Origin of the sequence: Kitasatospora sp. SUK 42 (assembly GCF_015776785.2) — a bacterium.
Taxonomy (GTDB): domain Bacteria; phylum Actinomycetota; class Actinomycetes; order Streptomycetales; family Streptomycetaceae; genus Kitasatospora.
Genome location: NZ_LFMD02000003.1, coordinates 821,826 through 847,190, shown reverse-complemented (window position 1 = coordinate 847,190; position 25,365 = coordinate 821,826). Strand labels below are relative to the sequence as shown.

23 protein-coding genes are annotated in these 25,365 nt (G+C 72.4%); 11 read left to right on the top strand and 12 right to left on the bottom strand.

Going from position 1 to position 25,365, the window contains the following annotated elements; all coding sequences use genetic code 11:
- Positions 1 to 16 precede the first annotated feature (16 nt).
- The gene (locus RZ50_RS13470; protein WP_196951077.1) at positions 17 to 1,213 is read right to left on the bottom strand and encodes a CdaR family transcriptional regulator; all 1,197 of its coding nucleotides are present in this window, start codon (positions 1,211 to 1,213) and stop codon (positions 17 to 19) included.
- Positions 1,214 to 1,410: 197 nt separating this feature from the next.
- On the opposite strand from RZ50_RS13470, the gene RZ50_RS13465 reads away from it, so the two are divergent.
- Positions 1,411 to 2,187, top strand: coding sequence for a pirin family protein (locus tag RZ50_RS13465; RefSeq protein ID WP_196951053.1), 777 nt, complete (start codon positions 1,411 to 1,413; stop codon positions 2,185 to 2,187).
- A gap of 13 nt (positions 2,188 to 2,200) precedes the next feature.
- Here the strand turns inward: RZ50_RS13465 and RZ50_RS13460 are convergent, their stop codons facing one another.
- Complete coding sequence (locus RZ50_RS13460) at positions 2,201 to 3,034, bottom strand: serine hydrolase (RefSeq protein ID WP_196951054.1); 834 nt, start codon at positions 3,032 to 3,034, stop codon at positions 2,201 to 2,203.
- Positions 3,035 to 3,142: 108 nt separating this feature from the next.
- Here RZ50_RS13460 and RZ50_RS13455 point away from each other — a divergent pair, with 108 nt between their 5' ends.
- Positions 3,143 to 3,643, top strand: a complete 501-nt coding sequence (locus RZ50_RS13455) for a MerR family transcriptional regulator (RefSeq protein WP_196951055.1) — start codon at positions 3,143 to 3,145, stop codon at positions 3,641 to 3,643.
- Positions 3,640 to 4,653 (top strand): aldo/keto reductase, encoded by a 1,014-nt coding sequence (locus tag RZ50_RS13450; protein ID WP_196951056.1) that lies wholly within the window; start codon positions 3,640 to 3,642, stop codon positions 4,651 to 4,653. Before RZ50_RS13455 ends, RZ50_RS13450 begins: the two co-directional genes overlap by 4 nt.
- A 96-nt stretch (positions 4,654 to 4,749) precedes the next feature.
- Here RZ50_RS13450 and RZ50_RS13445 read toward each other — a convergent pair whose 3' ends face one another.
- Positions 4,750 to 5,331, bottom strand: a complete 582-nt coding sequence (locus tag RZ50_RS13445) for a TIGR03086 family metal-binding protein (RefSeq protein WP_196951057.1) — start codon at positions 5,329 to 5,331, stop codon at positions 4,750 to 4,752.
- Between the two features lie 112 nt (positions 5,332 to 5,443).
- Between RZ50_RS13445 and RZ50_RS13440 the strand changes: the two genes are divergently transcribed.
- The gene (locus RZ50_RS13440) at positions 5,444 to 6,424 is read left to right on the top strand and encodes a YafY family protein (protein WP_196951058.1); all 981 of its coding nucleotides are present in this window, start codon (positions 5,444 to 5,446) and stop codon (positions 6,422 to 6,424) included.
- Between the two features lie 16 nt (positions 6,425 to 6,440).
- Here RZ50_RS13440 and RZ50_RS13435 read toward each other — a convergent pair whose 3' ends face one another.
- The 7 genes from RZ50_RS13435 to RZ50_RS13405 all read right to left on the bottom strand — a co-directional run bounded on the left by RZ50_RS13435 (position 6,441) and on the right by RZ50_RS13405 (position 13,613).
- Complete coding sequence (locus tag RZ50_RS13435) at positions 6,441 to 7,655, bottom strand: alpha/beta hydrolase (protein ID WP_196951059.1); 1,215 nt, start codon at positions 7,653 to 7,655, stop codon at positions 6,441 to 6,443.
- Positions 7,656 to 7,841: 186 nt separating this feature from the next.
- A complete protein-coding gene (locus RZ50_RS13430; RefSeq protein WP_196951060.1) occupies positions 7,842 to 8,189 on the bottom strand; it encodes an MmcQ/YjbR family DNA-binding protein in 348 nt (115 codons plus the stop codon).
- Between the two features lie 112 nt (positions 8,190 to 8,301).
- Positions 8,302 to 9,531: an acyltransferase gene (locus tag RZ50_RS13425; RefSeq protein WP_196951061.1), complete on the bottom strand. Its 1,230-nt coding sequence runs from the start codon at positions 9,529 to 9,531 to the stop codon at positions 8,302 to 8,304.
- 26 nt (positions 9,532 to 9,557) lie between these two features.
- The gene (locus RZ50_RS13420; RefSeq protein ID WP_196951062.1) at positions 9,558 to 10,679 is read right to left on the bottom strand and encodes an alpha/beta hydrolase; all 1,122 of its coding nucleotides are present in this window, start codon (positions 10,677 to 10,679) and stop codon (positions 9,558 to 9,560) included.
- 112 nt (positions 10,680 to 10,791) lie between these two features.
- Positions 10,792 to 11,481, bottom strand: a complete 690-nt coding sequence (locus tag RZ50_RS13415) for a response regulator transcription factor (RefSeq protein WP_196951063.1) — start codon at positions 11,479 to 11,481, stop codon at positions 10,792 to 10,794.
- Entirely contained in the window at positions 11,478 to 12,785 is a 1,308-nt protein-coding gene (locus RZ50_RS13410; RefSeq protein ID WP_196951064.1) for a sensor histidine kinase, read from the bottom strand. The genes RZ50_RS13415 and RZ50_RS13410 overlap by 4 nt, the downstream gene beginning before the upstream one ends.
- A 117-nt stretch (positions 12,786 to 12,902) precedes the next feature.
- Positions 12,903 to 13,613 (bottom strand): TetR/AcrR family transcriptional regulator, encoded by a 711-nt coding sequence (locus tag RZ50_RS13405; RefSeq protein WP_196951065.1) that lies wholly within the window; start codon positions 13,611 to 13,613, stop codon positions 12,903 to 12,905.
- Between the two features lie 218 nt (positions 13,614 to 13,831).
- Here RZ50_RS13405 and RZ50_RS13400 point away from each other — a divergent pair, with 218 nt between their 5' ends.
- Complete coding sequence (locus tag RZ50_RS13400) at positions 13,832 to 15,436, top strand: MFS transporter (protein ID WP_196951066.1); 1,605 nt, start codon at positions 13,832 to 13,834, stop codon at positions 15,434 to 15,436.
- A gap of 169 nt (positions 15,437 to 15,605) precedes the next feature.
- On the opposite strand, the gene aceE is transcribed toward RZ50_RS13400, so the two are convergent.
- Complete coding sequence (aceE, locus tag RZ50_RS13395) at positions 15,606 to 18,356, bottom strand: pyruvate dehydrogenase (acetyl-transferring), homodimeric type (RefSeq protein WP_196951067.1); 2,751 nt, start codon at positions 18,354 to 18,356, stop codon at positions 15,606 to 15,608.
- 516 nt (positions 18,357 to 18,872) lie between these two features.
- Here aceE and RZ50_RS13390 point away from each other — a divergent pair.
- From RZ50_RS13390 to RZ50_RS13370, 5 genes are all read left to right on the top strand, one after another.
- Positions 18,873 to 19,313 (top strand): DUF3052 domain-containing protein, encoded by a 441-nt coding sequence (locus RZ50_RS13390; RefSeq protein ID WP_196951068.1) that lies wholly within the window; start codon positions 18,873 to 18,875, stop codon positions 19,311 to 19,313.
- Between the two features lie 306 nt (positions 19,314 to 19,619).
- Complete coding sequence (locus tag RZ50_RS13385; protein ID WP_196951069.1) at positions 19,620 to 20,078, top strand: peroxiredoxin; 459 nt, start codon at positions 19,620 to 19,622, stop codon at positions 20,076 to 20,078.
- Positions 20,079 to 20,234: 156 nt separating this feature from the next.
- On the top strand, positions 20,235 to 20,810 hold the full coding sequence (locus RZ50_RS13380) for a TerD family protein (RefSeq protein WP_196951070.1): 576 nt from the start codon (positions 20,235 to 20,237) through the stop codon (positions 20,808 to 20,810).
- A 231-nt stretch (positions 20,811 to 21,041) separates the two neighbouring features.
- Entirely contained in the window at positions 21,042 to 21,620 is a 579-nt protein-coding gene (locus RZ50_RS13375) for a TerD family protein (protein ID WP_196951071.1), read from the top strand.
- A 147-nt stretch (positions 21,621 to 21,767) separates the two neighbouring features.
- Positions 21,768 to 22,859: a DUF475 domain-containing protein gene (locus RZ50_RS13370; RefSeq protein WP_196951072.1), complete on the top strand. Its 1,092-nt coding sequence runs from the start codon at positions 21,768 to 21,770 to the stop codon at positions 22,857 to 22,859.
- A gap of 157 nt (positions 22,860 to 23,016) precedes the next feature.
- Here RZ50_RS13370 and RZ50_RS13365 read toward each other — a convergent pair whose 3' ends face one another.
- Positions 23,017 to 24,138, bottom strand: a complete 1,122-nt coding sequence (locus RZ50_RS13365) for a DUF2637 domain-containing protein (RefSeq protein WP_196951073.1) — start codon at positions 24,136 to 24,138, stop codon at positions 23,017 to 23,019.
- Between the two features lie 409 nt (positions 24,139 to 24,547).
- Between RZ50_RS13365 and RZ50_RS13360 the strand changes: the two genes are divergently transcribed.
- Positions 24,548 to 25,294, top strand: coding sequence for a Tellurium resistance (locus tag RZ50_RS13360; protein WP_196951074.1), 747 nt, complete (start codon positions 24,548 to 24,550; stop codon positions 25,292 to 25,294).
- Positions 25,295 to 25,365: the final 71 nt, after the last annotated feature.

The window sequence follows — 25,365 nt, the reverse complement described above, 5'->3', positions numbered from 1 at the left end:
GTCCCTACATCCCGGCTCAGCCCGGCTCCCCGTCGGCGGTGAGTCGGCCGAGGGCCAGTGCGATCCGCAGAGTGAACGCCGAACGTACGTCGGAGGGGGCGTACCCCGTGACGTCGGTCACACGTCGTAGCCGGTAGCGCACCGTGTTGGGGTGGACGAAGAGCATCCGGGCCGCCCCCTCAAGTGAGGAGGCCTGTTCCAGATAGACACTCAGCGTCTCCAGCAGCGCGGAACCGGCCTCGTCCAGCGGTGTGTAGATCTCCTCCACCAGCTGGCGGCGCGCGGCCTGGTCCCCGGCGAGCGCGCGCTCGGGCAGCAGGTCATCGGCCAGCACCGGGCGGGGGGCGTCCGGCCAGGCGGCGCAGGCGCGCAGTCCGGCCGCGGCGGCGTGGGCGGAGCGGGTCGCCGACAGGAGATCCGGCACGGTCGGGCCGATCACCACCGGGCCCGGCGCGAACTGGCCGATCAGCGCCCGGGCGGCGTGCACCGGCTCCTTGTCGCCGCCGACCACGACCACCAGGCGCTTGCCCAGCACCCCGGTCAGCACGTTCAGCTTGGCGTACCGGGCGGCCCGGCGGATCGCCTCGACCACCAGCTCGCTGTCGCCGTCCGGCGCGCTGCCCATCACCACCCGCACCTGGCTGGGCTGCCCCCAGCCGAGCGCGGCGGCCCGGGAGAGCACGCCCTCGTCGGCGTCGCCGGAGAGCAGCGAGTTGACCACCAGCGCCTCCAGCCGGGCGTCCCAGGCGCCGCGCGCCTCCGCGGCCTGGGCGTACACCTGGGCGGTGGCGAAGGCGATCTCCCGGGCGTAGACCAGCACGGACTCGCGCATGTCCGCCTCGTCGCCGGGGGCGGCCACCTCCTCGATGGCCTCCTCCATCACCTCGATCGTGGTGCGGATCAGCTCCACGGTCTGGCGCAGGGTGATCGCCCGGGTCAGCTCGCGCGGGGCGGTGCCGAAGACGTCGGTGGAGATCGCCTGGGCGGCGTCGGGGTGGCGGTACCACTCGGTGAAGGCCGCGATGCCGGCCTGGGCGACCAGACCGATCCAGGAACGGTGCTCCGGAGGCATCCGCCGGTACCAGCCGAGCTGGTCGTCCATCCGCGCGATCGCGGCGCTGGCCAGCTTGCCCGAGGACTTCTCCAGCCGCTTGAGCGTCGCCGCCCGGCGCTCGGCCCGTTCGGCGACGTTTCTGCGCTCCTGCGCCGTCAGACGGGGCGCCGCCCGGCCGGGGCGGTCCCGGGCAGCGGGGCTCTTCCCGGTCGGTTCGGCTGCGGGACTGGGTTCGCTCTTGGAGTTCGCGGAAGCGGCTGGCACAAGGACAAGACTGCCTCACGCGAGTGACTGCTCGTGCACACCCCCCGGTGCAGCGGCGCGGTGGCAAGGGTCACACCCGCTACCGTGGGGGCGTGACCGACGCCTCCGACCGCCCCCGTGCCGACCTGCGCCGCACCGCCGAGCGCTACCGCTCCACCCCGGCCGAGGGCGTGGAGACCCGCCACGCGTTCTCCTTCTCCGGCCACTACGACCCGAAGAACACGCACTTCGGCGCGCTGCTCGCGTGCAACGAGGAACTCCTCGCCCCCGGGGCGGGGTTCGAGGAGCACAAGCACCGGGACACCGAGATCCTCACCTGGGTGCTGGAGGGCGCGCTGGCCCACCGGGACTCGCACGGCCACAGCGGGGTGGTCCGCCCGGGCATGGTCCAGCACCTCAGTGCGGGCTCCGGCGTCACCCACACCGAGCGCAACGTCGGCGGTGCCACCGGGCCGGTGCGCTTCGTCCAGATGTGGCTCCAGCCGGACGAGTTCGACGCGGCCCCCGCGTACGGCCTGCGCAAGGTGGAACACGCGCACGGCGGGTTGACGCTGCTGGCCTCCGGGCTGGAGCGCGACGCCGGGACGGACGCCCTGCGACTGCGCCGCGGCGACGCCGCGCTCTGGCTGGCCACCGCCGGCCCGTGGCAGCCGCTGCCGCAACTGCCCGAGGCCCCCTGGCGGTACGCCCACCTGACGGCCGGCGCGCTGGGCTACCGGACGGTCCCGGGGCCCAGGGGCGGCGGCCGCTCGATGGTCCCGGGCGACAGCGTGCGGATCACCGGCGAGGCCTTCGCCGACCCGACGGCGGGCGAGACCGGCGCCGAACTCCTGCTCTGGGAGATGCACTCGCCGGTCTCGTACGGCTAGTTCCCGGGCTCCGTCAGTTCCCGAGCTCCGCCAGGACGGCGTCGGAGAGCGGGGGCCAGGCCTCGACGGCCCAGGGGCCGAAGTCCCGGTCGGTGAGCGCGATGCAGGCCACGCCGGCCCGGGGGTCGACCCACAGGAAGGTGCCGGACTGGCCGAAGTGGCCGAAGGTCTCGGGGGAGTTGGCGGTGCCGGTCCAGTGCGGGCTCTTGCCGTCGCGGATCTCGAAGCCGAGGCCCCAGTCGTTCGGGCGTCGGTGGCCGTAGCCGGGCAGCACGCCGTTGGTGCCCGGGAAGGCGACCTCGCGGGTGGCCCGGCGGAGGGTGGAGGCGTCCAGCAGCTTCGGCGACTGGAGCTCGGCGGCGAAGCGGGTGAGGTCGGCGACGGTGGACAGGCCGCCGGCCCCGGCCGGGGACCTGTGCGCGGTGTTGAGCACGGTGTCGCTCATGCCCAGCGGCTCGAACACCGCCTCGGCGACGTACTGGTGGAACGCGATCCCGGCGGCCTCGGACAGCGCGCGGGCCAGCGCGTCGAAACCGGCGTTGGAGTAGAGCCGGCGGTTGCCGGGCTCGGCGAACACCCGGTCCTCGTCGTAGCCCAGGCCGGAGGTGTGGGCGAGCAGGTGGCGCACGGTCGAACCGGGCGGGCCGGCCGGGTCGTCCAGCTCGAACACGCCCTCCTCGATCGCGATCAGCGCCGCGTACGCGCTGAGCGGCTTGGTCACCGACGCCAGCGGGAAGAGGTGCTGCTGCGGTCCGTGCGCGCCCAGCACCGCACCGTCCGACCCCCGGACCACCGCCGCCGCGGCGTGGGGCACCGGCCAGTTCTCGATCATCCGCAAGCTCTCCATGCGTTCGACTCTAGCCGGGTTGCGGGAACGCCCGGACGGGAGGCTTGCTTGGAGTGCACTCCAACTCGATAGCGTCATCGACGTCGCACAGGACAGGGGGAAGCGATCATGGCCACACCCGCGCACGCGGCCGGTCCACGGAGCTGTTCCGAGGTCTACAACAACCCGGTCGGCGACTCGGACCCGACCGCGCGGCACACCATCAGCGAGGTCGCCGCGGCCAGCGGCCTGACCGCGCACACGCTGCGCTGGTACGAGCGGATCGGCCTGCTCGACCCGGTCGACCGCGCGGCCGGCGGCCAGCGCCGCTACTGCGACGCCGACCTGCACCGGCTGGCCTTCCTGGGGAAGCTGCGGCTGACCGGCATGTCGGTGGCCGACATGCTCAGGTACGTCGACATGGTCCGCCGCGGCGAACAGACCTACGAGGAACGGCGACAGCTGCTGGAGACGCAGCGCGAGGAGGTCCGGCAGCGGATCGCCGACCTCCGGGCCACCCTGGCCGTTCTCGACTACAAGATCGATCTCTACGCCGGGAGGACCGCCGACGACACCGGCGCCCCCGACCGACGCCGCAACCACCGAGTAGAGGAAGAGCACATCGCATGACTCACCCCGCCCTCCCCACCGCCCCCCTCGGCACCGACGGCCCGCTGGTGGGCGTCCAGGGCCTCGGCTGCATGGGCATGAGCGAGTTCTACGGCCCCACCGACTCCGGTGAGGCCCTCGCCACCCTGGACGCCGCGCTGGAGGCCGGCGTCACGCTGTTCGACACCGCCGACGCCTACGGCTTCGGCAGCAACGAGGAGTTCATCGGCCCCTTCGTCCGGGCCAACCGGGACCGGGTGGTGCTCGCCACCAAGTTCGCGCTGGTCCGCAGAGAGGACGACCCGGGCCGCCGGAGCATCAGCAACGACCCGGCGTACATCCGGTCCGCGGTCGACGCCTCGCTGCGCCGCCTCGGCGTGGACGAGATCGACCTCTACTACATGCACCGGCGCGACCCGGCCGTGCCGCTGGCCGAATCGGTGGGCACCATGGCCGAGTTGGTCAAGGCCGGCAAGGTGCGGCAGCTGGGCCTGTCCGAGGTGACCGGGGCGGAGCTGCGCGAGGCGCACGCGATCCACCCGATCGCCGCGCTCCAGTCCGAGTGGTCGGTGTTCTCCCGGGACGTCGAGCGGACGGCGGTGCCGGCCGCGGCCGAGCTGGGCGTCGCCTTCGTGCCGTACTCGCCGCTCGGGCGGGGCTTCCTGACCGGTGCGTTCCAGGCCGCCGAGCAGCTCGCGGCGGACGACTTCCGGCGCAGCCAGCCGCGGTTCACCGGGGAGAACGCGGCGGCCAACGGCGAACTGCTGGCGCCGCTGCGGGAGATCGCGGAGGCCCGCGGGGTGACCATGGCCCAGGTCGCGCTCGCCTGGGTGCACCGGCAGTCCGAGGTGCACGGGCTGACCGTGGTGCCGATCCCGGGCACCCGCAAGCGTGCCCGGCTCCTGGAGAACACCGCGGCGGCGACGCTGCGGCTCACCGAGGAGGAGCTGGCGCTGCTGGAGCCGGTCGCCGGCCGGGTGGTCGGCGACCGCTACGCCGACATGAGCTTCACCCAGAGCGGGCGGGAGTAGCGCTCTCCGGGGCCCGTGACTCCGCGGGCCCGGGACTCTGGGGCCCGTGACTCCGGGGGCCCGTGACGTCGGGCCCCCGGAGGTGAGCGGGCGGGCTCAGACCTTGCGGCCCAGCCAGGCCGCCAGCCGGGTGTGGATGTCGGCGTCCTCGGCGACCGGCTGCGGCTGGCCGAAGGGCAGGTGCCCGCCGCGGATCTCGGGCGGCAGCGCCAGCTCGGCGAAGGCCATCGCGGCGTGCGACAGGTCCTCGTTCAGCTCGAACTCGCCGTCGAGGGTCCGGGAGATGTCCCAGGCGTGGGCCGCCGCCTCCATCAGGTAGCCGCTGACCGCCGCCGCGCCGGGCACCTCGCCCCAGGGGGCGAAGGTCGGGCGGCCGAGCTTGGTGTCGTCCGCCCAGGCGGCGGCGGCCCGGGCGGACGCCCGGGACAGGGCGGCGGACCAGCCCTCGTCGGACGGGTCCTCGATGCCGACCACGATGTCCTCGGCGCGGCCGCCCTCGCCCATGTAGGCGCAGCGGTGCACGCCGCCGACCACGTGGTTCAGCAGTTCGCGCAGGGTGAACTCGGTACACGGGGTCTGCCGGTCGAGGTCTGCCGGGGTTGTCGCGGCGAACAGCCGCTCCAACTGGCCGAGGGCGAGCAGGTACTGCGGGCGGGGGTCCTGGACGGTGGCGTTCATGGGTGGTCAGCTCCCTTGTGCGGTACGGGACTTCGGTGGGATTTCGGTCTCTGAACGCAATCTCCCAGTAAAACCTGACAAGTGCCGTCAGGATTGTTGGGATTCTTGTGTCATGAAGGCCGAACGCCTGCTCTCGATCCTCCTGTTGCTCCAGACCCGCGGCCGGGTGCCCGCCACCGAGCTGGCCGAGCGGCTGGAGGTGTCCGTCCGCACCATCTACCGCGACGTGGAGTCGCTCTCGGCCGCCGGGGTGCCGGTGTTCACCGAGCGCGGCCGGCACGGCGGCATCAATCTGCTGCCCGGCTACCGCACCGACGTCACCGGGCTGACCGCGGACGAGGCCCGTGCGCTGTTCGTGCTCTCCGCCCAGGGCGCGCACAGCGACCTCGGGCTGGACGGCGCGCTCGGCTCGGCGCTGCGCAAGGTGATGGCCGCGCTGCCGGCCCCGCACCGGCCGACGGCCGAGCGGGTCAGCGAGCGGATCCTGGTCGACCCGACCCGCTGGATGAAGGGCGCGGCGCCCGCCGCCGAGAGCGGCCCGGACCTGGGCGAGTTGCAGTACGCCGTCTTCGCCGACCGGCGGCTGCGGCTGCGCTACCGGCACAGCGGGACGCCCGCGCCGACGGAGTACACCGTCGACCCGTACGGGCTGGTGAGCAAGGCCTCGGTCTGGTACCTGGTGGCCGATCTGCACGGTGAGCCGCGGCTGTTCCGGGCCGACCGGGTGCTGGCCGCCGAGACCACCGAGGAGGCGGTGCGGCGCCGGCCGGGGGTGGGGCTCGGCGAGGTGTGGGCGGTGCTGCGCGAGCAGGTGGAGCGGCTGCCCAAGGAGGTGCCGGTACGGGTGCGGGTGCGGCGCGGGCGGCTGGACATGTTCCTGCGCGTCCACGGCGGGCGGGTCACCGCGGCGCCGGCGGAGGCGGGCGCCGGGCCGACCGAGGAGTGGGTCGAGGTGGCGATGGCCTTCCCGGCCCCGGCGGCCGTCCGCTCGCTGCTGGCCTTCGGCGCGGACGCCGAGGTGCTGACCCCGTCGATCGCCCGGCGCGAGCTGGCCCGGGCGGCGGCGGAGGCGCTACGGCTCTACCAGGACTGAACGGTTCCCACCGGGATCAGGAGGTGGGAGAGGTGCGGATGACGCTCCGGTAGTCGCCGAGGGAGATCGCCGCGAAGTTGTGCAGGCTGTCGGTGCCCTCGGTGAAGTAGCCGTTGTGGCCGGCGGCGCGGGCCGAGGAGATCTGCTCGGCGCCGAAGCCGCTGCCGGTCGGGTCGGCGCCGTGGCCGAGCTTGCCGACCTCCAGGAACGGGACGTTGCTGATCCAGTCGCTGGGGTTGCGGGTGGCCCACACGTGCACGCCGGTGCCCAGTTCGCTGGTGGACTGCACGCCCATGCCGGGGCTGCCGAACACCATCATGTCGGTGATGCCCGAGGTGTCGGACGGCGAGGCGGCCGCACGCGGGATGTCCGGGGCGGCGGTGCCGCAGACCACCGAGCCGTACGAGTGGCAGAGCAGCGCCGGGGGCGCGTCCGGGCGGGTGGTCTCCCTGAGCCCGGCGAGCAGCCGCTCCAGCCGGGGGGCGGCGACGTCGGCGAGCCGGGAGGTGGCGGCGTCCGGGCCGAGGCCGGAGGGGGTGACGTAGCCGGTCCAGGCGATGACGGCGGTACGGGTGCCCGGCGCCTGGTGCCGCTCCTCGGTGTACAGGGCGCGGGCCATACCGGCCGGGGAGCGCAGCGGGTCGGCGCTCTGGTCGAAGTGGCCGAGGTCGGCGTCGGAGCCGGGGACGACGACGGAGATCCGCTCGGCGTCGGCGAGGTCGCCCCACACCTCGGAGACCAGGCCGCGGCCGCGCGGGTCGAAGGCCAGGATCTGGCGGCCGGGGGCGAGCAGGTGGTCGACGTCGTTGGCGCGGGAGACGGCCAGCGCACGGGTGTCGGCGTCCAGCTTGTGGTCGTTCGCGCGGGCCCGGGCGGCGTCGCGCTCGTTGGCCAGCGCGATGCGGTTGGCGCGGTAGCGCAGGTCCAGCGGGGCGCCGTCGTAGTTGCCGACGACCAGCGGGTAGTCCTTGATCAGCCGGTCCAACTCGGTGGGGGCGAGCGAGGCGAAGAACTCGGCGGCGGAGGCCGGGCTGGTGGTGGCGGGGTCGGGCAGGGAGCGGCCGAAGGAGTGGTCCTCGACCCAGGCGGCGCTGCCGGCCGGAGGCGTGGAGATCGCCAGCTGCTCGGAGGAGACCGCGGCCGCGGCCGCGGAGGCGCCGGCGTCGGCGAGCACGGCACAACCCGCGAACGCCCCGATCAGTACCCGCTTCCAGCGCCGACGGTTGCGCACCGCACCAACTCCCTTGGGCCCTTCACCGTTTCGCGGGCGGTGCCCGGAGGGTGCATAGAGGACTGCTGACTTCCCTGCGCAAGCCTAGGGGGTCCAGGAGGCGCGACGGGAACGCCTAAACTGTGGGATGGATCACATGAACCGCGGGTGTCGTTCCGGCGTCCTTGAGTGGCTGATCCGGAGGCCCTAGCCGGAGTTCCGGGTGTCGAATTCGCGCACCAGCCGCTTGGGCGCCGTGCGCCGCCAGGCCTCGGTGACCAGGTCGTCCAGCTCCTCCGGATCGACGAGGTCCAGCCGGACGCTCACCCAGCCGTGCCGCCCGACGTACGGGGCGAAGGAGAACACCTCGGGCTCGGCGGCCAGCAGCTCGGCCTGGTCCTCGCGGGAGGCCTTGACGGTGACGCTCCCGCCCTCGGGCGCGCCCATCGCGAAGACCCGGCCGCGGACCCGCAGCGTCTCGATGCCCCAGGTCGGTTCCTGGGCGGCCTCCGGCAGGGCCAGCGCCAGCGCGCGGAACTCGTCGAACGTCACCATGGCGGCAGGGTAGAGCAGGGCAGTGACAACGCGCCCCTGGTGCGGAACGCCCGGAGGGGGCGCGGGCCGATCGGCCCGCGCCCCCTCCGCGCAGCGTGAGCGACGGCGTGGATCACACCATGCCCAGCGCGTAGGCGGCGAAGAGCGCCGCCGCGGCCGCGGCCAGCGCCTTGCCGACCCGGGAGAAGGCCGTCCAGGGCCCGTCGAAGCGCCGGGTGAACCAGCCGATCGCCACCAGGGCGGCCCCGAACAGCGGGAGCAGCGCCAGCCGGGCGGCCACCCAGCCGAGCGAGTCCGGTGCGGTGGTCAGCCCCGGGACGGCGCCCAGGCCGGCCGCGCCGGGCACCGCCACCGCGAGCATCGCGCTCTGGTGCCAGCAGAAGATCGTCATCGCCGACAGGTTGACCGCCACCACCGGCAGCCACAGCAGCGGACGGCGGGTCAGCAGCCGCCCCAGCCGCTCCCGCAGCAGCACCGCGGCGCCGCACTGCACCGCCGCCAGGGCGAGCACCAGCAGGGACGGCGGGTGCGAGTTGGTGCGCTCGACCCCGGGCACGCCGACCATGCTGGCCGGGTAGTGGAACACCAGCAGCAGCACGGCGAACAGCGCGCCGCCGCCGAGCAGCAGCACCCGGGCGGCCGGTCGGCCGAGCCGTCCCCGCGCCCACAGCACGCCCAGCTGGTAGCCGAACAGCCAGCCCGGCAGGAGGTTCAGCAGCCCGATCCAGGAGGGCACCGCCCCGGCCCACGGCCCGTACCGCAGCAGGTCGACCACCGCGACCGCGGCCACCAGCAGGGCCGCCGACCAGCCGCCGAGCCGCCGGCCGAACGCCACGCAGAGCGGGGTGAGCGCGGTCAGCGCCAGGTAGACCGCGATGTACCAGAGCGGCTGCACGACCAGCGTCGCACCGGTGCGCAGGGTGTCCGCGGAGACGCCGAGCCGGGGCAGCAGAGGGATCAGCAGCGCCCAGACCGCCGTCACCCCGAGCACCGGGCGCAGCAGCCGGACGGTACGGGCGCGCAGCCAGCCGCCGTACGTCACGCCCTTCTCCCGGGCCCGTTCCAGCGAGCGGACCGAGGAGTGGCCGCCGACCAGGAAGAACACCCCGAGCAACTGGAGCGCCCAGCTGACCGGGGCGAAGAAGCCGAGCGAGGAGAGCGGGCTGGCGTTGTGCAGGGCACCGTCGGGGGAGAGGGTGAGGCCGCCGAGCATCCAGTGCCCGATCGGGACGGCGAGCAGGGCGAGGGCGCGCAGGCCGTCCAGGGCGCGGTCGCGGGTCTCGGGGGTCTTCGCGTCGACCTTCTCGGCGGCGCGGCGCAGGGCGCTGACGGGGTGGGCCATGGCTGGTGCTCCTTCCTGGGGCGGGCTCAGCGCCCGAGGGCGATGGCGGCGTAGGCGGCGAGCGAGGTGGTGCCGGGGGCGAAGTAGCCGGTGTGGCCGTGGGATCCGGTGGCGGGCACCGGGCGGGCGCCGAAGCCGGGGTCGGTTGGGTCGGCGCCGTGGCCGAGGCCGAGCAGCCGGACGTTCGGCACGTCGCCGATCCAGTCGGAGTCGTTGCGGGCGGTGGCCCAGAGCGGGACGCCCGGGTCGAGGTCGGCGGCCGAGTCGACGCCCAGGCCGGGTGAGCCGAGCACCACCACGCCGGAGGCCTGGGCCGGGTTCGGGTGGGCCAGGCCGCAGACCACCGATCCGTAGCTGTGGCAGAACACCGTGGCCGGGGCCTGCGGGGCGGTGCTGACGGAGAGTCCGTCGAGCAGACGGGTGAGGCGGGTGGCGCCGGCCCGGGCGAGGTCCTCGGTGGCGGCGTCCAGACCGAGGCCGACCGGGGTGGTGTAGCCGGCCCAGGCGATCACGGCGGTCCGCCCGTCGGTGGCCTGCCGCAGCGCGCGGGCCATGCCGGCCGGGGTGCCGTACGGGTCGGTGGCGCGGTCGAAGCTCTGCAGGTCGATGTCCGAGCCGGGGACGATCACGGCGGTGTGGCGGGCGGTGGCGAGATCGCCGAACACCTCGGCGACCTGGCCGCGGCCGCGCGGGTCGAAGGCGAGGATCCGGCGGTCGCCGTCCAGCAGGGTGCGGTAGCGCTCGGCGCGGGCGCGGGCGGCCTCGTGGTCCTGGGGGGTGAGCGCCGGGTCGGTGGCCCGGGCGAGTTCCCGGGTGCGCTCGGCGGCGAGGGCCAGGGCGTTGGCGTGGTAGCGGAGCCCGACCGGGGCGCCGTCCAGGTTGCCGACCACCAGCGGGTGCCGGGCGGCCAGGGCTTCCTGCGCGCCGGGCGTCAACCCGGCGAAGAAGGCGGCGACTTCGGCCGGACTCGCGGTGGCCGGGTCGGGCGGCCGCAGGCCGAGGGCGGTGTCGGCCGTCCAGGCGGTGCTGCCGGGCGGCGGTCCGGTGACGGCGGTCTGGGTGTCGGCGGTCCAGGCGCCCGCGCCGAGCACCGCCGCCAGCGCCACCGCGGTGGCGGCGATCGTTCTCCTGGTCCGGAATCTGCGCATGTCCCCGCTCTCCCTCGTCCGTTGGGCTTCCGACGGAGAGGAAGGTAGGAATGCGACGGCCCCGCGGGCGTCACACCGCGGGGCCAACTCCCGGGTGCTACCCGGGTATCAGCTACTGGCCGGGCGTCACCAGGCCGGACTCGTAGGCCAGTACCACCGCCTGAGCGCGGTCGCGCAGGTCGAGCTTGGCGAGGATGCGCCCGATGTGGGTCTTGACGGTCTGCTCGGCGAGCACCAGCTTCGTGGCGATCTCCTGGTTGGACAGGCCGCGGGCGATCAGCTCCAGCACCTCGGTCTCGCGCGGGGTCAGGCCGTTGAGCCGCACCTTGGGGTCGCGGCGCCGGGCCGGGCGGGTGCGGGCGAAGTCCTCGATCAGCCGCCGGGTCACCGAGGGGGCGAGCAGCGCCTCGCCGGCCGCGACCACCCGGACCGCGGCTATCAGGTCGGCCGGCGGGGCGTCCTTGAGCAGGAAGCCGCTGGCCCCGGCGCGCAGCGCCTCGTACACGTAGTCGTCCACGTCGAAGGTGGTCAGCATCAGCACCTTGGGCCGGTGGGCGCCGCCCCCTCCTCGTGGGCCGGTGGCTGGGTCGAGGAGGCGCCGGGCCGCCTCCAGGCCGTCCATGACGGGCATCCGGACGTCCATCAGTACCACGTCCGGGTGGGTGCGGCCGACGACCTCCAGGGCCTGGGCGCCGTCCGCCGCGTCCCCCACCACGTCGATGTCGCTCTGGGCGTTGAGCAGGGCGGCGAATCCGGCCCGCACCATGCCCTGGTCGTCGACGATGATCACGCGGATGGTCATGCGGGTGTCTCCCGGGGGGTGGGGTGGAGCGGCAGGACGGCGGCCACCTTGAAGCCGCCGTCCGGCAGCGGGCCGGTGTCCAGCCTGCCATCGACCAGCCGTACGCGTTCCCGCATTCCGACCAGGCCCTGCCCGGTGCCCTCGGCCGAGGCCTCCAGCGACTCGGTGCGCTCCGGCGGGGGCGCGTTGACCACGGTCAGCCGCAGCTCCGGGCCGTCCGCCGAGAGCGACACCCAGGTGCGCGCGCCGGGGGCGTGCCGGACGACGTTGGCCAGCGCCTCCTGCACGATCCGGTACACCGACAGGCCGATGGCCTGCGGCACCCGCTCGGCCAGCCCCTCGTCCACGGTCAGCTCGGCGGGCACCCCGGCCCGCCCCACCGTCTCGACCAGCTGGGCGAGTTGGCCCACCCCGGGCTGCGGGGCCTTCTCCCCGGCGGACTCCTCGCTGCGCAGCACCCCGAGCAGCCGCCGCATCTCGGCCAGCGACTCGCGCGCGGTGCCGGCGATCGCGGTGAACTCCTCGGCGGCGTCGGCCGGGACGTCGCCGATCCGGTACGGCGCGCTGGCGGCCTGCACGGCGATCACCGACATGTGGTGGGCGACCACGTCGTGCAACTCGCGGGCGATCCGGGCGCGTTCCTCCAGCAGGGTGCGCCGCTCGCGTTCGACCTCGCTGATGTGCTCCTGCTCGGTGAGCAGCCGGCGGGCCTCGGCGCGGTCCCGGACGGCCCAGCCGAGCAGCAGCACGGCGCCGCTGAGCGCGATCAGCAGCACGGTGGTGCCGTCGCCGGCGTGGGGCAGGCTGAGCGTGGTGGTGAGCATGGTGAGCAGGATGGTGGCGACCCAGACCGAGACGAGGGTGGCCCGGCTCTCCCGCAGCGCGAGGGCGAGCAGCAGGAACACGTACGAGATGATCATCGGCGCGGTCCACGGCCAGCTGCCCATCACCTGGTGGTGGCGGGCGGTGATGACCGCGGTGGTGACCAGGGTGGCGGCGCTGATCCACCAGGCGGCCAGCGGCCGGGTGATGGCGAGGAACAGCGGCGTGGTCTGGGCGATGGTGAGGGCGCCGGCCACCGGGAGCACCAGGCCGTAGAAGCCGACCAGGGTGGCGATCCCGGAAGGGATCAGCGAGGTCTGGAGGATCAGCGCGAGGGCGTACGGCAGCCGCCGCACCCAGGGGCGGCGGGAGTTCCCGAGCAGGGGGGTGTGGTCGTCGCTGGGGGTGGTCAGGTGGTGCCGCAGGGCGCGCAGGTGGCGGCCGGCGTACCCGCGGGCGTCGGCTGTGGTGGGTGTCTTCATCGCGGGCCAGCCTAGGAGGGCGGGCCCGGGTCGGTCGTCGGTCCGGAGCGCGAGATCGCGGGGGCTGCCGGGGTAGCGGGTGATACCCCGGTATGACGTCCGGTCCTACGCCTGGTCCTACGCCTGGTCCTGCGCCCCGTCCTGCGCGGGGTCGTGCCAGTGGCCGGCCAGGGCCGGGCCGAGGTGGTCGAAGTGGCGCTCGATCAGGGCGACCATGCCCTCCGGGCCGGCCGGCTCCTGCTCGGCGGTCCAGGACAGGTGGGCGGAGCGCAGCAGGCTGCCGAAGACGGCGGCGAGCACGGTCGGCCGCAGGTCCTGGACCGGGTCCACCCCCTCGCGCTCGGCGAGCACCTGGACGACCAGCCGTTCCTGCTCGGTGACCCGGCGCAGGTGGGCGGCGATGAGCGGGGGCGAGTCCTCGATCATCCGCAGGAGTTCGAGGGCGCTGTTGATCGAGCCGGGGCCGGAGGGCTGCGCGTTCCCGAGGTCGCGCCAGGACTTGACGATCGAGGCGCGCAGGGCCTGGAGCGGGAGCTCCTCGGCCGGGCGGTTGCGCAGGCACTCGATGAAGTAGTCCTCGGCGTCGGCCAGGACGGCGAGCGCGACCTCGTCCTTGTTGGCGAAGTAGCGGAAGAAGGTGCGCTGGGAGACGTCCACGGCGGAGGCGATCTCGTCGACGGTGGTCCGGGCGAAGCCCTGGCTGAGGAAGAGCCCGTGGGCGGCCTGGACCAGGGCGTCCCGGGTCTGCTGCTTCTTCCGCTCGCGCAGTCCGGGCGCCCGGCAGAGGTCTTCCGGGGGGCGGACGGGGCGGGGGGTGCGAGCGGCCATGGCAGGGGCCCTCCGGAGCGCTGGTGTGGCGGGTGTGAGGTCAACCATAGCGGCCTGACAAATGTCAGTGCAGGTCAGAAGTCATCGTTTGCCGAATGTCAGGGGCTGACATAATCTGCCGGAAGTGGCGCTCGTCGGCCGGGCACTCGTGGGGACGGGTGGGTCGTCGCAGCGCCACGGCCATGCCTAGATCGTCGTGACGCCCCCGGAGGGCACAGATGAGTCAGTCCGTCGTCAAGAACTCGGAGGCGGACGCGCCGCCGCCGCTGAATCCGCCGTCCGGGGGAGGGCTCAAGGGGCACCCCTGGCTGACCCTGCTGACCGTCGCCGTCGGCGTGATGATGGTCGCGCTGGACGGCACGATCGTCGCCATCGCCAACCCGGTGATCCAGGAGAAGCTGCACGCCGCGCCCTCGGAGATCCAGTGGGTCACCAGCGGTTACCTGCTGGCCCTCGCGGTCTTCCTGATCACGGCCGGCAAGATCGGCGACCGCTTCGGCCACAAGACCACCTTCCTGGTCGGCGCGGTCGGCTTCGCCGCCACCTCGGCCGCGATCGGCTTCGCCGGCAACATCCAGACCGTCATCGCCTTCCGCGTCCTCCAGGGCCTGTTCGGCGCACTGCTCCAGCCGGCCGCGCTCGGCCTGCTGCGCGGGGCCTTCCCGGCCGAGAAGCTCAACATGGCGATCGGCATCTGGGGCGGGGTGATCGGCGCCTCCACCGCGGCCGGCCCGATCGTCGGCGGCCTGCTGGTCGAGCACGTCAACTGGGAGTCGGTCTTCTTCATCAACATCCCGGTCGGCCTGATCGCGCTGGGCCTGGGCCTGTGGATCCTCAGGGACGTCCGGGCCGAGAACGCCGCCAGGTCCTTCGACCTGCCCGGCATCGCGCTGCTCTCGGTCGGCATGTTCGCGCTGGTCTTCGGCATCATCAAGGCCCCCGAGTGGGGCTGGGGCGACGCGAAGACGCTGCTGTTCCTGGGCGGCGCGGTGGTGCTGATGGTGCTCTTCGCGCTCTGGCAGGGCCGGGCGAAGGAGCCGCTGATCCCGCTCAGCCTGTTCCGCTCGGTGCCGCTGTCGGCGGGCGTGCTGCTGATGGTGCTGATGGCCTTCGCGTTCTTCGGCGCGATCTTCTTCGTGACCTTCTACCTCCAGAACGTGCACGGCATGAAGCCGGTCGACGCCGGCGTCCACCTGCTGCCGATGACCGGCATGATGATCATCGGATCGCCGCTGGCCGGTCTGGCGATCGGCAGGTTCGGCCCGCGCGTCCCGATCGTGGTGGGCATGCTGATCACCACCGCCGCGATGTTCGGCATGTCCACCCTGGACACCGGCTCCTCCACCGGCGTGATGTCGCTCTGGTTCGTCCTGATGGGCCTCGGCATCAGCCCGGTCATGGTCGGCGCTACCGAGGTCATCGTCGGCAACGCGCCGCTGGAGCTGTCCGGCGTGGCCGGCGGTCTCCAGCAGGCCGCGATGCAGGTCGGCGGCAGCCTCGGCACCGCCGTGCTGGGCGCCCTGATGGCCGCCAAGGTCGGCGACGTGCTGCCGGGCAACTGGGCCAAGGCCGGCCTGCCGCCGGTCGAGGGCCCGTCCGCCGAGGGCCTCAAGCAGGCCGCCCAGCTCGGCATCGCCCCGCCGGCCCCGCCCGGCACCCCGCAGCAGGCGGTGGACGCGATGGCCGGCGCCGTGCACCAGTCCTTCGTCAGCGGCATGTCGCTCGCCTTCGCGGTGGCCGCCGTGGTGGCCTTCGCCGCCGCCGTGCTCGGCCTGCTCACCCGCCGGGGCACCACCGACGCGGGCCCGTCCGTGCACATCTGATCGCCCCTACACCACGGCCCCGGACTCCTCGGAGTCCGGGGCCGTGGTGCTGTCCGGGCGGTGGTGCTGTCCGGGCCGTGGTGAACACGCCGCCCGAGGGTGGCGGCGCGCAACGCCGAAGGGCCGGACCCCCAGGTGGGGGCCCGGCCCTTCAGGCGTCAGCGGGTGATCAGGCGTCGCCGCCGGCGGCACCCGGGTCGGCCGCGGTCACGTCCAGCAGCTGGTACCGGTCGATCGCGTCCTTCAGCGCCGAGCGCTCGATCTTGCCCTGCTTGGCGAGCTCGGTGAGCACGCCCAGGACGACCGACTGGGCGTCGATGTGGAAGAAGCGACGGGCCGCGCCACGGGTGTCGGCGAAGCCGAAGCCGTCGGCGCCCAGCGACTGGTACTGGCCCGGAACCCAGCGGGCGATCTGGTCCGGCACCGCGCGCATCCAGTCGGACACGGCGACGACGGGGCCCTCGGCGCCCTGCAGCTTCTGGGTGACGTACGGCACGCGCTGCTGCTCCTCGGGGTGCAGCAGGTTGAACTCCTCGGCCTCCACCGCGTCGCGGCGCAGCTCGTTCCAGGAGGTCGCGGACCAGACGTCGGCCTTGACGTTCCACTCCTCGGCGAGGATGCGCTGGGCCTCCAGGGCCCACGGCACCGCCACGCCGGAGGCGAGGATCTGGGCCGGGATCTGGCCCGCCGTGCCGGCCTGGTACTTGTACAGGCCCTTGAGGATGCCCTCGACGTCCACGTTCTCGGGCTCGGCCGGCATCTTGATCGGCTCGTTGTAGACGGTGAGGTAGTAGAACACGTCCTCGCCGTGCGGGTGTTCGGCGCTGGAGCCGTACATCCGGCGCAGACCGTCCTGGACGATGTGCGCGATCTCGAAGCCGTACGCCGGGTCGTACGCGACGACGCCCGGGTTGGTCGAGGCCAGCAGGTGCGAGTGGCCGTCGGCGTGCTGCAGGCCCTCACCGGTCAGGGTGGTGCGGCCGGCGGTGGCGCCGATGACGAAGCCGCGGGCCAGCTGGTCGGCCATCTGCCAGAACTGGTCGCCGGTGCGCTGGAACCCGAACATCGAGTAGAAGACGTACACCGGGATCAGCGGCTCGCCGTGGGTGGCGTAGGACGACCCGGCGGCGATCAGCGAGGCGGTGCAGCCGGCCTCGGAGATGCCGTCGTGCAGCATCTGGCCGGTCGGCGACTCCTTGTAGGCCAGGAGCAGGTCGCGGTCGACCGACTCGTAGGTCTGGCCCAGCGGGTTGTAGATCTTCGCCGACGGGAACAGCGAGTCCATGCCGAAGGTGCGGTACTCGTCGGGCGCGATCGGCACGAAGCGGTTGCCGATGCCCTTGTCCCGCATGAGGTCCTTGAGCACCCGGACGAACGCCATGGTGGTGGCGATGGTCTGGTTGCCGGACCCCTTCTTGACCGCCTTGTACGCGTCGTCGCCGGGCAGCTCCAGCTTGCGCGGGCGCACCTTGCGGGTCGGCACGTAGCCGCCCAGCTCCTGGCGGCGGTCGTGCATGTACTGGATCTCTTCCGAGTCGCGGCCCGGGTGGTAGTAGGGCGGGTAGCCCTCGTCGAGCTGCTTGTCGGTGATCGGCAGGTGCAGCCGGTCGCGGAAGCGCTTCAGGTCCTCGACCGTCAGCTTCTTCATCTGGTGGGTGGCGTTGCGGCCCTCGAAGTTGGGGCCCAGCGTCCAGCCCTTGACCGTCTGGGCGAGGATGACGGTCGGCTGGCCCTTGTGCTCGCGGGCCGCCTTGAACGCGGCGTAGACCTTCTTGTGGTCGTGGCCGCCGCGGCCCAGGTGCTGGATCTGCTGGTCGGTCATGTTCTCGACCATCGCGCGCAGGCGCAGGTCGCTGCCGAAGAAGTGCTCGCGGATGTAGTCACCGGTCTCGGTGGCGTACGTCTGGAACTGGCCGTCCGGCGTGGTGTTCATCTTGTTCACCAGGACGCCGTCGCGGTCCTGCGCGAGCAGCGGGTCCCAGCTGCGGTCCCAGATGAGCTTGATCACGTTCCAGCCGGCACCCCGGAACTGGGACTCCAGCTCCTGGATGATCTTGCCGTTGCCGCGGACCGGGCCGTCCAGGCGCTGCAGGTTGCAGTTGACCACGAAGGTCAGGTTGTCCAGGCCCTCACGGGCGGCCAGGGACAGCTGGCCCAGCGACTCGGGCTCGTCCATCTCGCCGTCGCCGAGGAAGGCGTAGACCTGCGAGTCGGAGGTGTCCTTGATGCCGCGGTGCTCCAGGTAGCGGTTCATCCGGGCCTGGTAGATCGCGCCGAGCGGGCCGAGGCCCATCGAGACGGTCGGGAACTCCCAGAAGTCCGGCATCAGCCGCGGGTGCGGGTAGCTGGACAGGCCGTACGGCGCCTTCGACTTCTCCTGGCGGAAGGCGTCGAGCTGCTGCTCGCTGAGCCGGTCCAGGAGGAAGGCGCGGGCGTAGATGCCGGGGGAGGCGTGGCCCTGGAAGAAGACCTGGTCGCCGGACTCGCCCTCGGCGTCCTTGCCGCGGAAGAAGTAGTTGAAGCCGACGTCGTACAGCGACGCGGAGGAGGCGAAGGTGGCGATGTGGCCACCGACGCCGATGCCCGGGCGCTGCGCCCGGGAGACCATGACGGCCGCGTTCCAGCGGGTCGCGTTGAGGATCTTGCGCTCGATCTCCTCGTTGCCGGGGAAGAACGGCTCGTCCTTGGTCGCGATGGTGTTGACGTAGTCCGTGCTGCGCATCTCGGGCACGGCGACACGCTTCTCGCGGGCGCGCTCGATCAGCCGCAGCATCAGGTAACGGGCACGCTCACGCCCCCGCTCGTCGATGGCCGCATCGAGCGACTCCAGCCATTCCGCGGTCTCCTCGGGATCGAAGTCCGGGACCTGACTCGGAAGGCCGCCAATGATGATCGGGTTGCGATCGGATCCGGAAGCCACGCTGTTCCTTCACTGTCGGTCGAAACTGAGGTGTGTCGCGCCGCCTCCATCGTGCTACCGCGCTCGGAGATCCGTCATCTCTACCGATCGGTAACCGTTCCGCCTGGTGGGCGGGACGGTCTGGCGGTGTGCGGTTTGGGCGTCTTCGCCCGCCTCGCACACCCCCGGGTGTTACGAAAAGAGGTGGTCCGACCTGGTGTCCCGTCCGCCCGATGGCGGGCGGCCGGGGTGAGGGCCAACAGGAGACTCTACGCCCGCGCACGCGCGGACCCGAAAGCCGTTCGCATCTCGGGCATGCGTACGTCCTGTGGGCCGGGACCACCCGAAGCATCCTTGTCCCACGCAGAGAAGGGCAAATCGGTGTGATTCCCGACACGCCGACCGGCGTGTCCCGGTGCGACACGTCAACCTTTGGAGGGGATCGGCGGTCGGGTACTTGCGCGAACCGCCGCGCCCGTGTGGACTACGGCCACAGCCTCGGCATGGACGCCGAGCCGAATACTGGAGGTTATTCCCGTGAGCGCGACCGCGGACCCCGCGGACAAGTCCAACCCGGCGACCCGTCTCGGCTTCGAAGAGGGCCAGATCGTCCAGGAGCTGGGGTACGACGACGACACTGACCAGGATCTCCGCGAGGGCATCGAGGAGATCACCGGGACGGATCTCGTCGACGAGGACTACGACGACGTCGCCGACGCCGTCCTGCTGTGGCACCGCGACGACGACGGGGATCTCACCGACTCCCTCGTCGATGCCCTGGAGTACCTGGCCGAGGGCGGTCTCATCTGGCTGCTGACGCCCAAGACCGGCCGGGACGGCCACATCGAGGCCTCCGACATCGCGGACGCGGCCAAGACCGCCGGCCTCTCGCAGACCAGCTCGATCGCGATCGCCAAGGACTGGGCGGCCACCCGCCTCGCCACCAAGTCCACGGCCAAGGGCGGCGGCAAGCGCTGAACGGGTTGTAGCACCCGCGCCGGGCCCCGCCGGAGGATCTCCTCCGGCGGGGCCCGGCGCTTTGCGCGGGCCCGTCCGGCGCGGGCTCCGGGCCCGTTCGGCGCGGGCTCCGGGCCCGTCCGGCGCGGGCTCCGGGCCCGTTCGGCGCAGGATCCGGGGCCGTCCGACACCTGTTCGCCGAGGGCGAAAGGGGTGGGCCACCCGGCTGACCGGTTCATCCGTCCGGCCGAACGCCCGTAAACGGATGCGAGGATGTGGCCTGCCGTGCCCGCCGCGCGGCCCGCCCGCGTCAGAAAGGTCCCGCCCATGGCCATCGAGGTCGGCACCCCGGCTCCGGACTTCGAGCTCAACGACCAGCACGGGGAGGCCGTCAGGCTCTCCGACTTCCGCGGCGAGAAGCACGTCGTCCTGGTCTTCTACCCGTTCGCCTTCACCGGGGTGTGCACCGGCGAGCTGGGCGCGATCCAGCGGGAGCTGGCCGGGCTGCAGAACGACGGCGTCCAGGTGCTCGGCGTCTCCTGCGACTCGCAGTTCGGCCAGCGGGTCTTCGCCGACCGGGAGGGCCTGGAGTTCCCGCTGCTCGCCGACTTCTGGCCGCACGGCGAGGTGACCCGCGCCTACGGCGTGCTGGACGAGGAGAGGGGCTGCCCGCTGCGCGGCACCTTCGTGATCGACCGGGCCGGCACGGTGCGCTGGAGCGTCGTCAACGGCCTCCCGGACGCCCGGGACGAGCAGGAGTACCTGAAGGTCCTGGCGGCCCTCTGACACCCCGGCCCCGCCCCGTTCAGCGGTGTGTACGGGAACCGGGCACTACGCTCGGCCCGTTGGCGGAGTGGGGCGTACGTCCGATTTCGGCGGTCGGCGCCCCGAACCGCACCACCGCGGGGGCACCAGGCGTGCCTCCCGATTCTTGGAGGACAAGTGGGAGTCAGCCTCAGCAAGGGCGGCAACGTCTCGCTCACCAAGGAGGCCCCGGGGCTCCAGGCCGTCGTCGTCGGTCTGGGCTGGGACGTCCGGACCACCACCGGGACGGACTTCGACCTGGACGCCAGCGCCCTGCTCTGCAACGACCAGGGCAAGGTCGCCTCGGACGGCAACTTCGTGTTCTTCAACAACCTGAAGAGCCCGGACGGCTCGGTCGAGCACACCGGTGACAACCGCACGGGTGAGGGCGAGGGCGACGACGAGGCGATCAAGGTCAACCTGGCGGGCGTTCCCGGCGACGTGCAGAAGATCGTCTTCCCGGTGTCGATCTACGACGCCGAGAGCCGCGGCCAGAACTTCGGCCAGGTCCGCAACGCGTTCATCCGCGTGGTGAACCAGGCCGACAACGCGGAGCTGGCCCGCTACGACCTGTCCGAGGACGCCTCCACCGAGACCGCGATGGTCTTCGGCGAGCTGTACCGCAACGGCGGCGAGTGGAAGTTCCGCGCCATCGGCCAGGGCTACGCCTCCGGCCTGCGCGGCATCGCCCAGGACTTCGGCGTCAACGTCTGAGTCCGCGGTACCCAGGGCCTTCCGGCGGACGCCGGAGCCCGCACCGGCGCACGCCGGTCCCCCGGGGCGGCCCCGGACCTTCGTGGTCCGGGGCCGCCCCGGCTTCGTCGGGGTCCGGTGCGCTGCGAGGATGTGAGTTCAGGAAGTTCAGCCGGCCAAAGCGGGCCGGCCGGGGCCGCGGGGGACTACACCTTGAAGGCGCCCCGGGAGAAGCAAGGGAGGAAGAACACCATGGTGGTCACGCTCGCCAAGGGCGGGAACGTCTCGCTCACCAAGGCCGCGCCGAACCTGACGCAGGTCCAGATCGGCCTCGGCTGGTCCGCCCGTTCGACCACGGGCGCCCCGTTCGACCTCGATGCGAGTGCCCTGATCTGCGGTGGCGGGCGAGTGCTCGGCGACGAGTACTTCGTCTTCTACAACAACCTGAAGAGCCCCGAGGGTTCGGTGGAGCACCAGGGCGACAACCTCACCGGGGGCGACGAGGCGGGTGACGACGAGCTGGTCCTGGTCAACCTGGAGCTGGTCCCGGCCCAGGCGGACAAGGTGGTCTTCGCGGTCTCGATCTACGACGCGGAGCCCCGGCTGCAGAACTTCGGCCAGGTGCGCAACGCGTACATCCGGGTCGTCAACTCCGTCGACGGCGAGGAGATCGCGCGCTACGACCTGTCCGAGGACGCGTCCAGCGAGACCGCGATGATCTTCGGCGAGCTGTACCGGTACGCGGGCGAGTGGAAGTTCCGCGCGGTGGGCCAGGGCTACGCCTCCGGCCTGCGCGGCATCGCCCTCGACTTCGGCGTCAACGTACAGTAAGGGCGTAAATCGGACTTATCGCACCCGACCAACGATCATGAGAACAGAGGGCAGTGCGGGGGTGACCTGACCGGGCCGGGCCCGGTCGGGTGCCTCGGGACAAGGCCGACCCCGGCACGGCCAGAACCCGAAAGGTAGCCAACTCCCGTGTTCCTCCGCACATTCGGCTGGTCGTTCGCGATCACCGCCATCGGCCTGATCGCGGCCGGACTGCTCTGGGGGGCCCAAGGCTTCGGCATCGTGCTGATCCTCTCCATCCTGGAGATCTCCCTGTCCTTCGACAACGCGGTGGTCAACGCCACCGTGCTGAAGCGGATGAACCCGTACTGGCAGAGGATCTTTCTGACGGTCGGTGTGCTGATCGCCGTCTTCGGGATGCGGCTGGTCTTCCCGCTCCTGGTCGTCGGCCTGACCGCGAAGCTCAACCCGGCGACGGTCGTCGACCTCGCGCTGCACTCCGACAAGACCCACGACGGCCTCACCTACGGCCAGTACCTGGAGGCGGCCAACCCGGCCATCGCGGCCTTCGGCGGCGTCTTCCTGCTGATGATCTTCCTCGACTTCGTGTTCGACGAGAAGGAGCACAACTGGCTGGGCTGGCTGGAGCGCCCGCTGGAGAAGGTGGGCAGGCTGGACGCCCTCTCCAGCGTCGTCGCCCTCGTCGCGCTGGTGGTGGCCTCCCGCTTCTTCGCCGCCGAGCACGCGGAGACCGTGCTGCTCGCGGGCGTCCTCGGCCTGATCACCTACCTCGCCGTCGGCGGCCTCTCCTCGATCTTCGAGTCGGGCCTGGAGGAGGAGGCCGAGCGCGAGGAGGAGGCGGAGAAGTCCGGCAAGTCGATCGTCCAGGTCGCCGGCAAGGCCGCGTTCTTCCTCTTCCTCTACCTGGAGGTCCTGGACGCCTCGTTCTCCTTCGACGGCGTGGTCGGCGCCTTCGCCATCTCCAACGACATCTTCCAGATCACCCTGGGCCTCGGCATCGGCGCGATGTACATCCGCTCGCTGACCGTCTTCCTGGTCCGCAAGGGCACCCTGGACGACTACGTCTACCTGGAGCACGGCGCGCACTACGCGATCGGGGCGCTGGCGGTGATCCTGCTGGTCGGGATCAAGTACCACATCCCGGAGATCGTCACCGGTCTGATCGGCGTCGCCTTCATCGGGCTGGCGCTCGGCTCGTCCGTCCTGCGCAACCGGCGGGAGGCCGCGGCGGAGGAGCGGGAGCTGGTCGGCAGCAGGTAGCCGGGCACGTACGCGGAACGGCCGCCCCCGGGGTTCCGGGGGCGGCCGTTCGTCTGTTCGGGCTCTGCCCTTGTTGCCCTTGTTGCCCTTGTCCGGGCTCTGCCTCTGTTCGGGCGCCGTCCTTCGGTCCCTGCCCGGTCCCTGTCCGGGGCGGGGATCAGCCGAGCTGCTGCTCGATCGCGCGCAGCTTGCGCTCCAGCGAGTCCAGCTTCGGCATCGACAGGGTGTCGTCGTCGGCCGTCAGGTCGATGGTCGAGCTGCGGCGGGCCGAGGAGGAGCCGGTGGACGAGGAGGAGAAGGACGAACCGACGGCGGCACGCGGGCGGCGCGTGGCGTCCAGGGCGGACGGCTCCAGCGGCAGCGAGTCGGAGAAGAGGTCCGAGGCGGTGGAGGAGGTGCGGTCGCTCTCGGCGGCTAGGGCAGGCTCCGTAGCGGTCGGGCCGTCTCCGGCAGCCGTGAGCGCGGGCACCTGGCGCCCGCCGCGGGCCCGGGCGAGCATGCCGCTCTGACGGGAGATGGCCTTCATCTCGGCCCGCTCGCGGCGGTCGGCGCTGCGGGCGCGCACCTTGGCGTCCTGCTTCGCCTGACGCTCCTCGCGCACCTCCTCGACGGCCTCGTCCAGGCTGCGGACGTTCTCCAGCAGCATCAGCGACCAGGCCGCGTAGGTCTCGCGCGGGGCGCGCAGCCAGCGGACGATGCGGATCTGCGGCAGCGGGCGCGGGACGAGGCCCTGCTCGCGCAGGGCGGCCTTGCGGGTCTGCTTCAGCGCGCGGTCGAACAGGATCGCCGCCGAGATCGACATGCCGGAGAAGAACTGCGGGGCGCCGGCGTGGCCCAGGCCGCGCGGGGCGTGCACCCAGTTGAACCAGGCCGAGGCGATCGCGAACACCCAGACCAGGAGACGGGAGCCGAGCGCGGCGTCACCGTGGCTGGCCTCGCGGACGGCGAGCACCGAGCAGAACATCGCGGCGCCGTCCAGGCCGAACGGGACGAGGTACTCCCAGCCGTTGGACAGGCCCAGGTTCTCGATGCCGAAGCCCACCAGGCCGTGGAAGGACAGGGCGGCCGCGACGCCGGCGCAGCAGAACAGCAGCGTGTACGAGGAGATGCCGTAGATCATCTCCTTGCGGCGGCGGCGCTCCTCGCTGCGCTCCCAGGAGTCGCCGGACTCGTCCTTCTTCGAGCTCTTGAAACGTAGCGTCGCCATCAGGATGGCGACGAACAGCAGGGCTACGCCGCCGACGACGGTCCAGACCAGCTGTATGGAGGTCAGGTTCATTGCGGGTCGGGCCTCGGGTTTCCGCAGGGGACGGGTTCACGGTGCGACACAGGCGGTCAGGTCCCGCCGTGCGGGCACTGCCTGACGGTTCGTTCGTCGCCGCACGGCATGCCCGCAGCGCCCGCGCAGGGGCGGGCGGGACACCTGTGCGGCTAGACGATATCGCGTCCGAAGGGGCGGCATGTTACGGGAGGGCGGCTTCTCAGGGCCAATCGACCCTCCGGACCGTGTTCCGGTTCGCGTTGCGGCCCGCGTTGCGGTTCGCGCTCCGGTTCGCTTTCAGGGTGCGCGTGAGCGGCCCGTCGGGGGTAGGGAAGTGGGAGTTCGGGTATCCGTCGGCCGGGCCGATGCCCGATCATGGACCGGCGGATCGTCAGATCGCCCGACGGAGGCAGGGGGAGAGGACTCGATGGTCTCGATCTGGGAGTACCTGCGCGGGGAGAAGAGCTACACCTTCGACAACCCCGGCGCTCAGCACAAGGTCACGCTCACCAAGTCGGCGCCGCAGCACGCGATCACCGGCTCGGCGGCCACGACCGGCTACCTCTACGTCAACCTGCACTGGACCATGCGCTCGGGCGCCACCCGGCCCAGCACCCGGGACACCGTCCGGCGCTTCTTCAGCACGCGGATCCTGAGCCCGCAGGAGCCGGACTCGCCGCAGAACAGCGAGCCGATGAACGTCGACCTCGACCTGGCCTGCATGTACGAACTCTCCGACGGCAGCCGGGGGGTGGTGCAGCCGCTCGGAAACCTCTTCGGCGACCTGCGCGAGGCGCCGTACATCAAGCTCAGCGGCGACGACCAGTACGGGGCGCCGTCCGGCGAGACGATGTACGTGAACCTGGAGAAGAAGGACAAGTTCAAACGGCTGCTGATCTTCGTCTACATCTACGACGGCACCCCGGCCTTCGAACAGACCCACGCGGTGGTGACGATCGTGCCGCAGACCGGGCCGCGGATCGAGATCAAGCTGGACGAGCGGGCCCGGGCAGCGCGCTCCTGCGCGGTGGTGCTGATCGAGAACGCGGGGGACAACCAGCTGACGGTGCGCCGCGAGGTGCGGTACGTCAACGGGTTCCAGGCGGACATCGACCGGCTGTACGGGTTCGGGATGCAGTGGCAGCGGGGGTACAAGAACCAGCAGGGCGACTGACCCGGGGCGGCTCCGCAGGCCTCGCCGGCTTCGTTGGCCTCGCCGGACCCGCCGGACCCGCCGGACCCGCC

Bases quoted from the DNA above. Each gene is read 5' to 3' on its own strand.
- RZ50_RS13460 (WP_196951054.1), bottom strand. From the start codon at position 3,034: ATGGAGAGCTTGCGGATGATCGAGAACTGGCCGGTGCCCCACGCCGCG.
- RZ50_RS13455 (WP_196951055.1), top strand. From the start codon at position 3,143: ATGGCCACACCCGCGCACGCGGCCGGTCCACGGAGCTGTTCCGAGGTC.
- RZ50_RS13450 (WP_196951056.1), top strand. From the start codon at position 3,640: ATGACTCACCCCGCCCTCCCCACCGCCCCCCTCGGCACCGACGGCCCG.
- RZ50_RS13445 (WP_196951057.1), bottom strand. From the start codon at position 5,331: ATGAACGCCACCGTCCAGGACCCCCGCCCGCAGTACCTGCTCGCCCTC.
- RZ50_RS13440 (WP_196951058.1), top strand. From the start codon at position 5,444: ATGAAGGCCGAACGCCTGCTCTCGATCCTCCTGTTGCTCCAGACCCGC.
- RZ50_RS13430 (WP_196951060.1), bottom strand. From the start codon at position 8,189: ATGGTGACGTTCGACGAGTTCCGCGCGCTGGCGCTGGCCCTGCCGGAG.
- RZ50_RS13425 (WP_196951061.1), bottom strand. From the start codon at position 9,531: ATGGCCCACCCCGTCAGCGCCCTGCGCCGCGCCGCCGAGAAGGTCGAC.
- RZ50_RS13420 (WP_196951062.1), bottom strand. From the start codon at position 10,679: ATGCGCAGATTCCGGACCAGGAGAACGATCGCCGCCACCGCGGTGGCG.
- RZ50_RS13415 (WP_196951063.1), bottom strand. From the start codon at position 11,481: ATGACCATCCGCGTGATCATCGTCGACGACCAGGGCATGGTGCGGGCC.
- RZ50_RS13410 (WP_196951064.1), bottom strand. From the start codon at position 12,785: ATGAAGACACCCACCACAGCCGACGCCCGCGGGTACGCCGGCCGCCAC.
- RZ50_RS13405 (WP_196951065.1), bottom strand. From the start codon at position 13,613: ATGGCCGCTCGCACCCCCCGCCCCGTCCGCCCCCCGGAAGACCTCTGC.
- RZ50_RS13400 (WP_196951066.1), top strand. From the start codon at position 13,832: ATGAGTCAGTCCGTCGTCAAGAACTCGGAGGCGGACGCGCCGCCGCCG.
- RZ50_RS13385 (WP_196951069.1), top strand. From the start codon at position 19,620: ATGGCCATCGAGGTCGGCACCCCGGCTCCGGACTTCGAGCTCAACGAC.
- RZ50_RS13375 (WP_196951071.1), top strand. From the start codon at position 21,042: ATGGTGGTCACGCTCGCCAAGGGCGGGAACGTCTCGCTCACCAAGGCC.
- RZ50_RS13365 (WP_196951073.1), bottom strand. From the start codon at position 24,138: ATGAACCTGACCTCCATACAGCTGGTCTGGACCGTCGTCGGCGGCGTA.
- RZ50_RS13360 (WP_196951074.1), top strand. From the start codon at position 24,548: ATGGTCTCGATCTGGGAGTACCTGCGCGGGGAGAAGAGCTACACCTTC.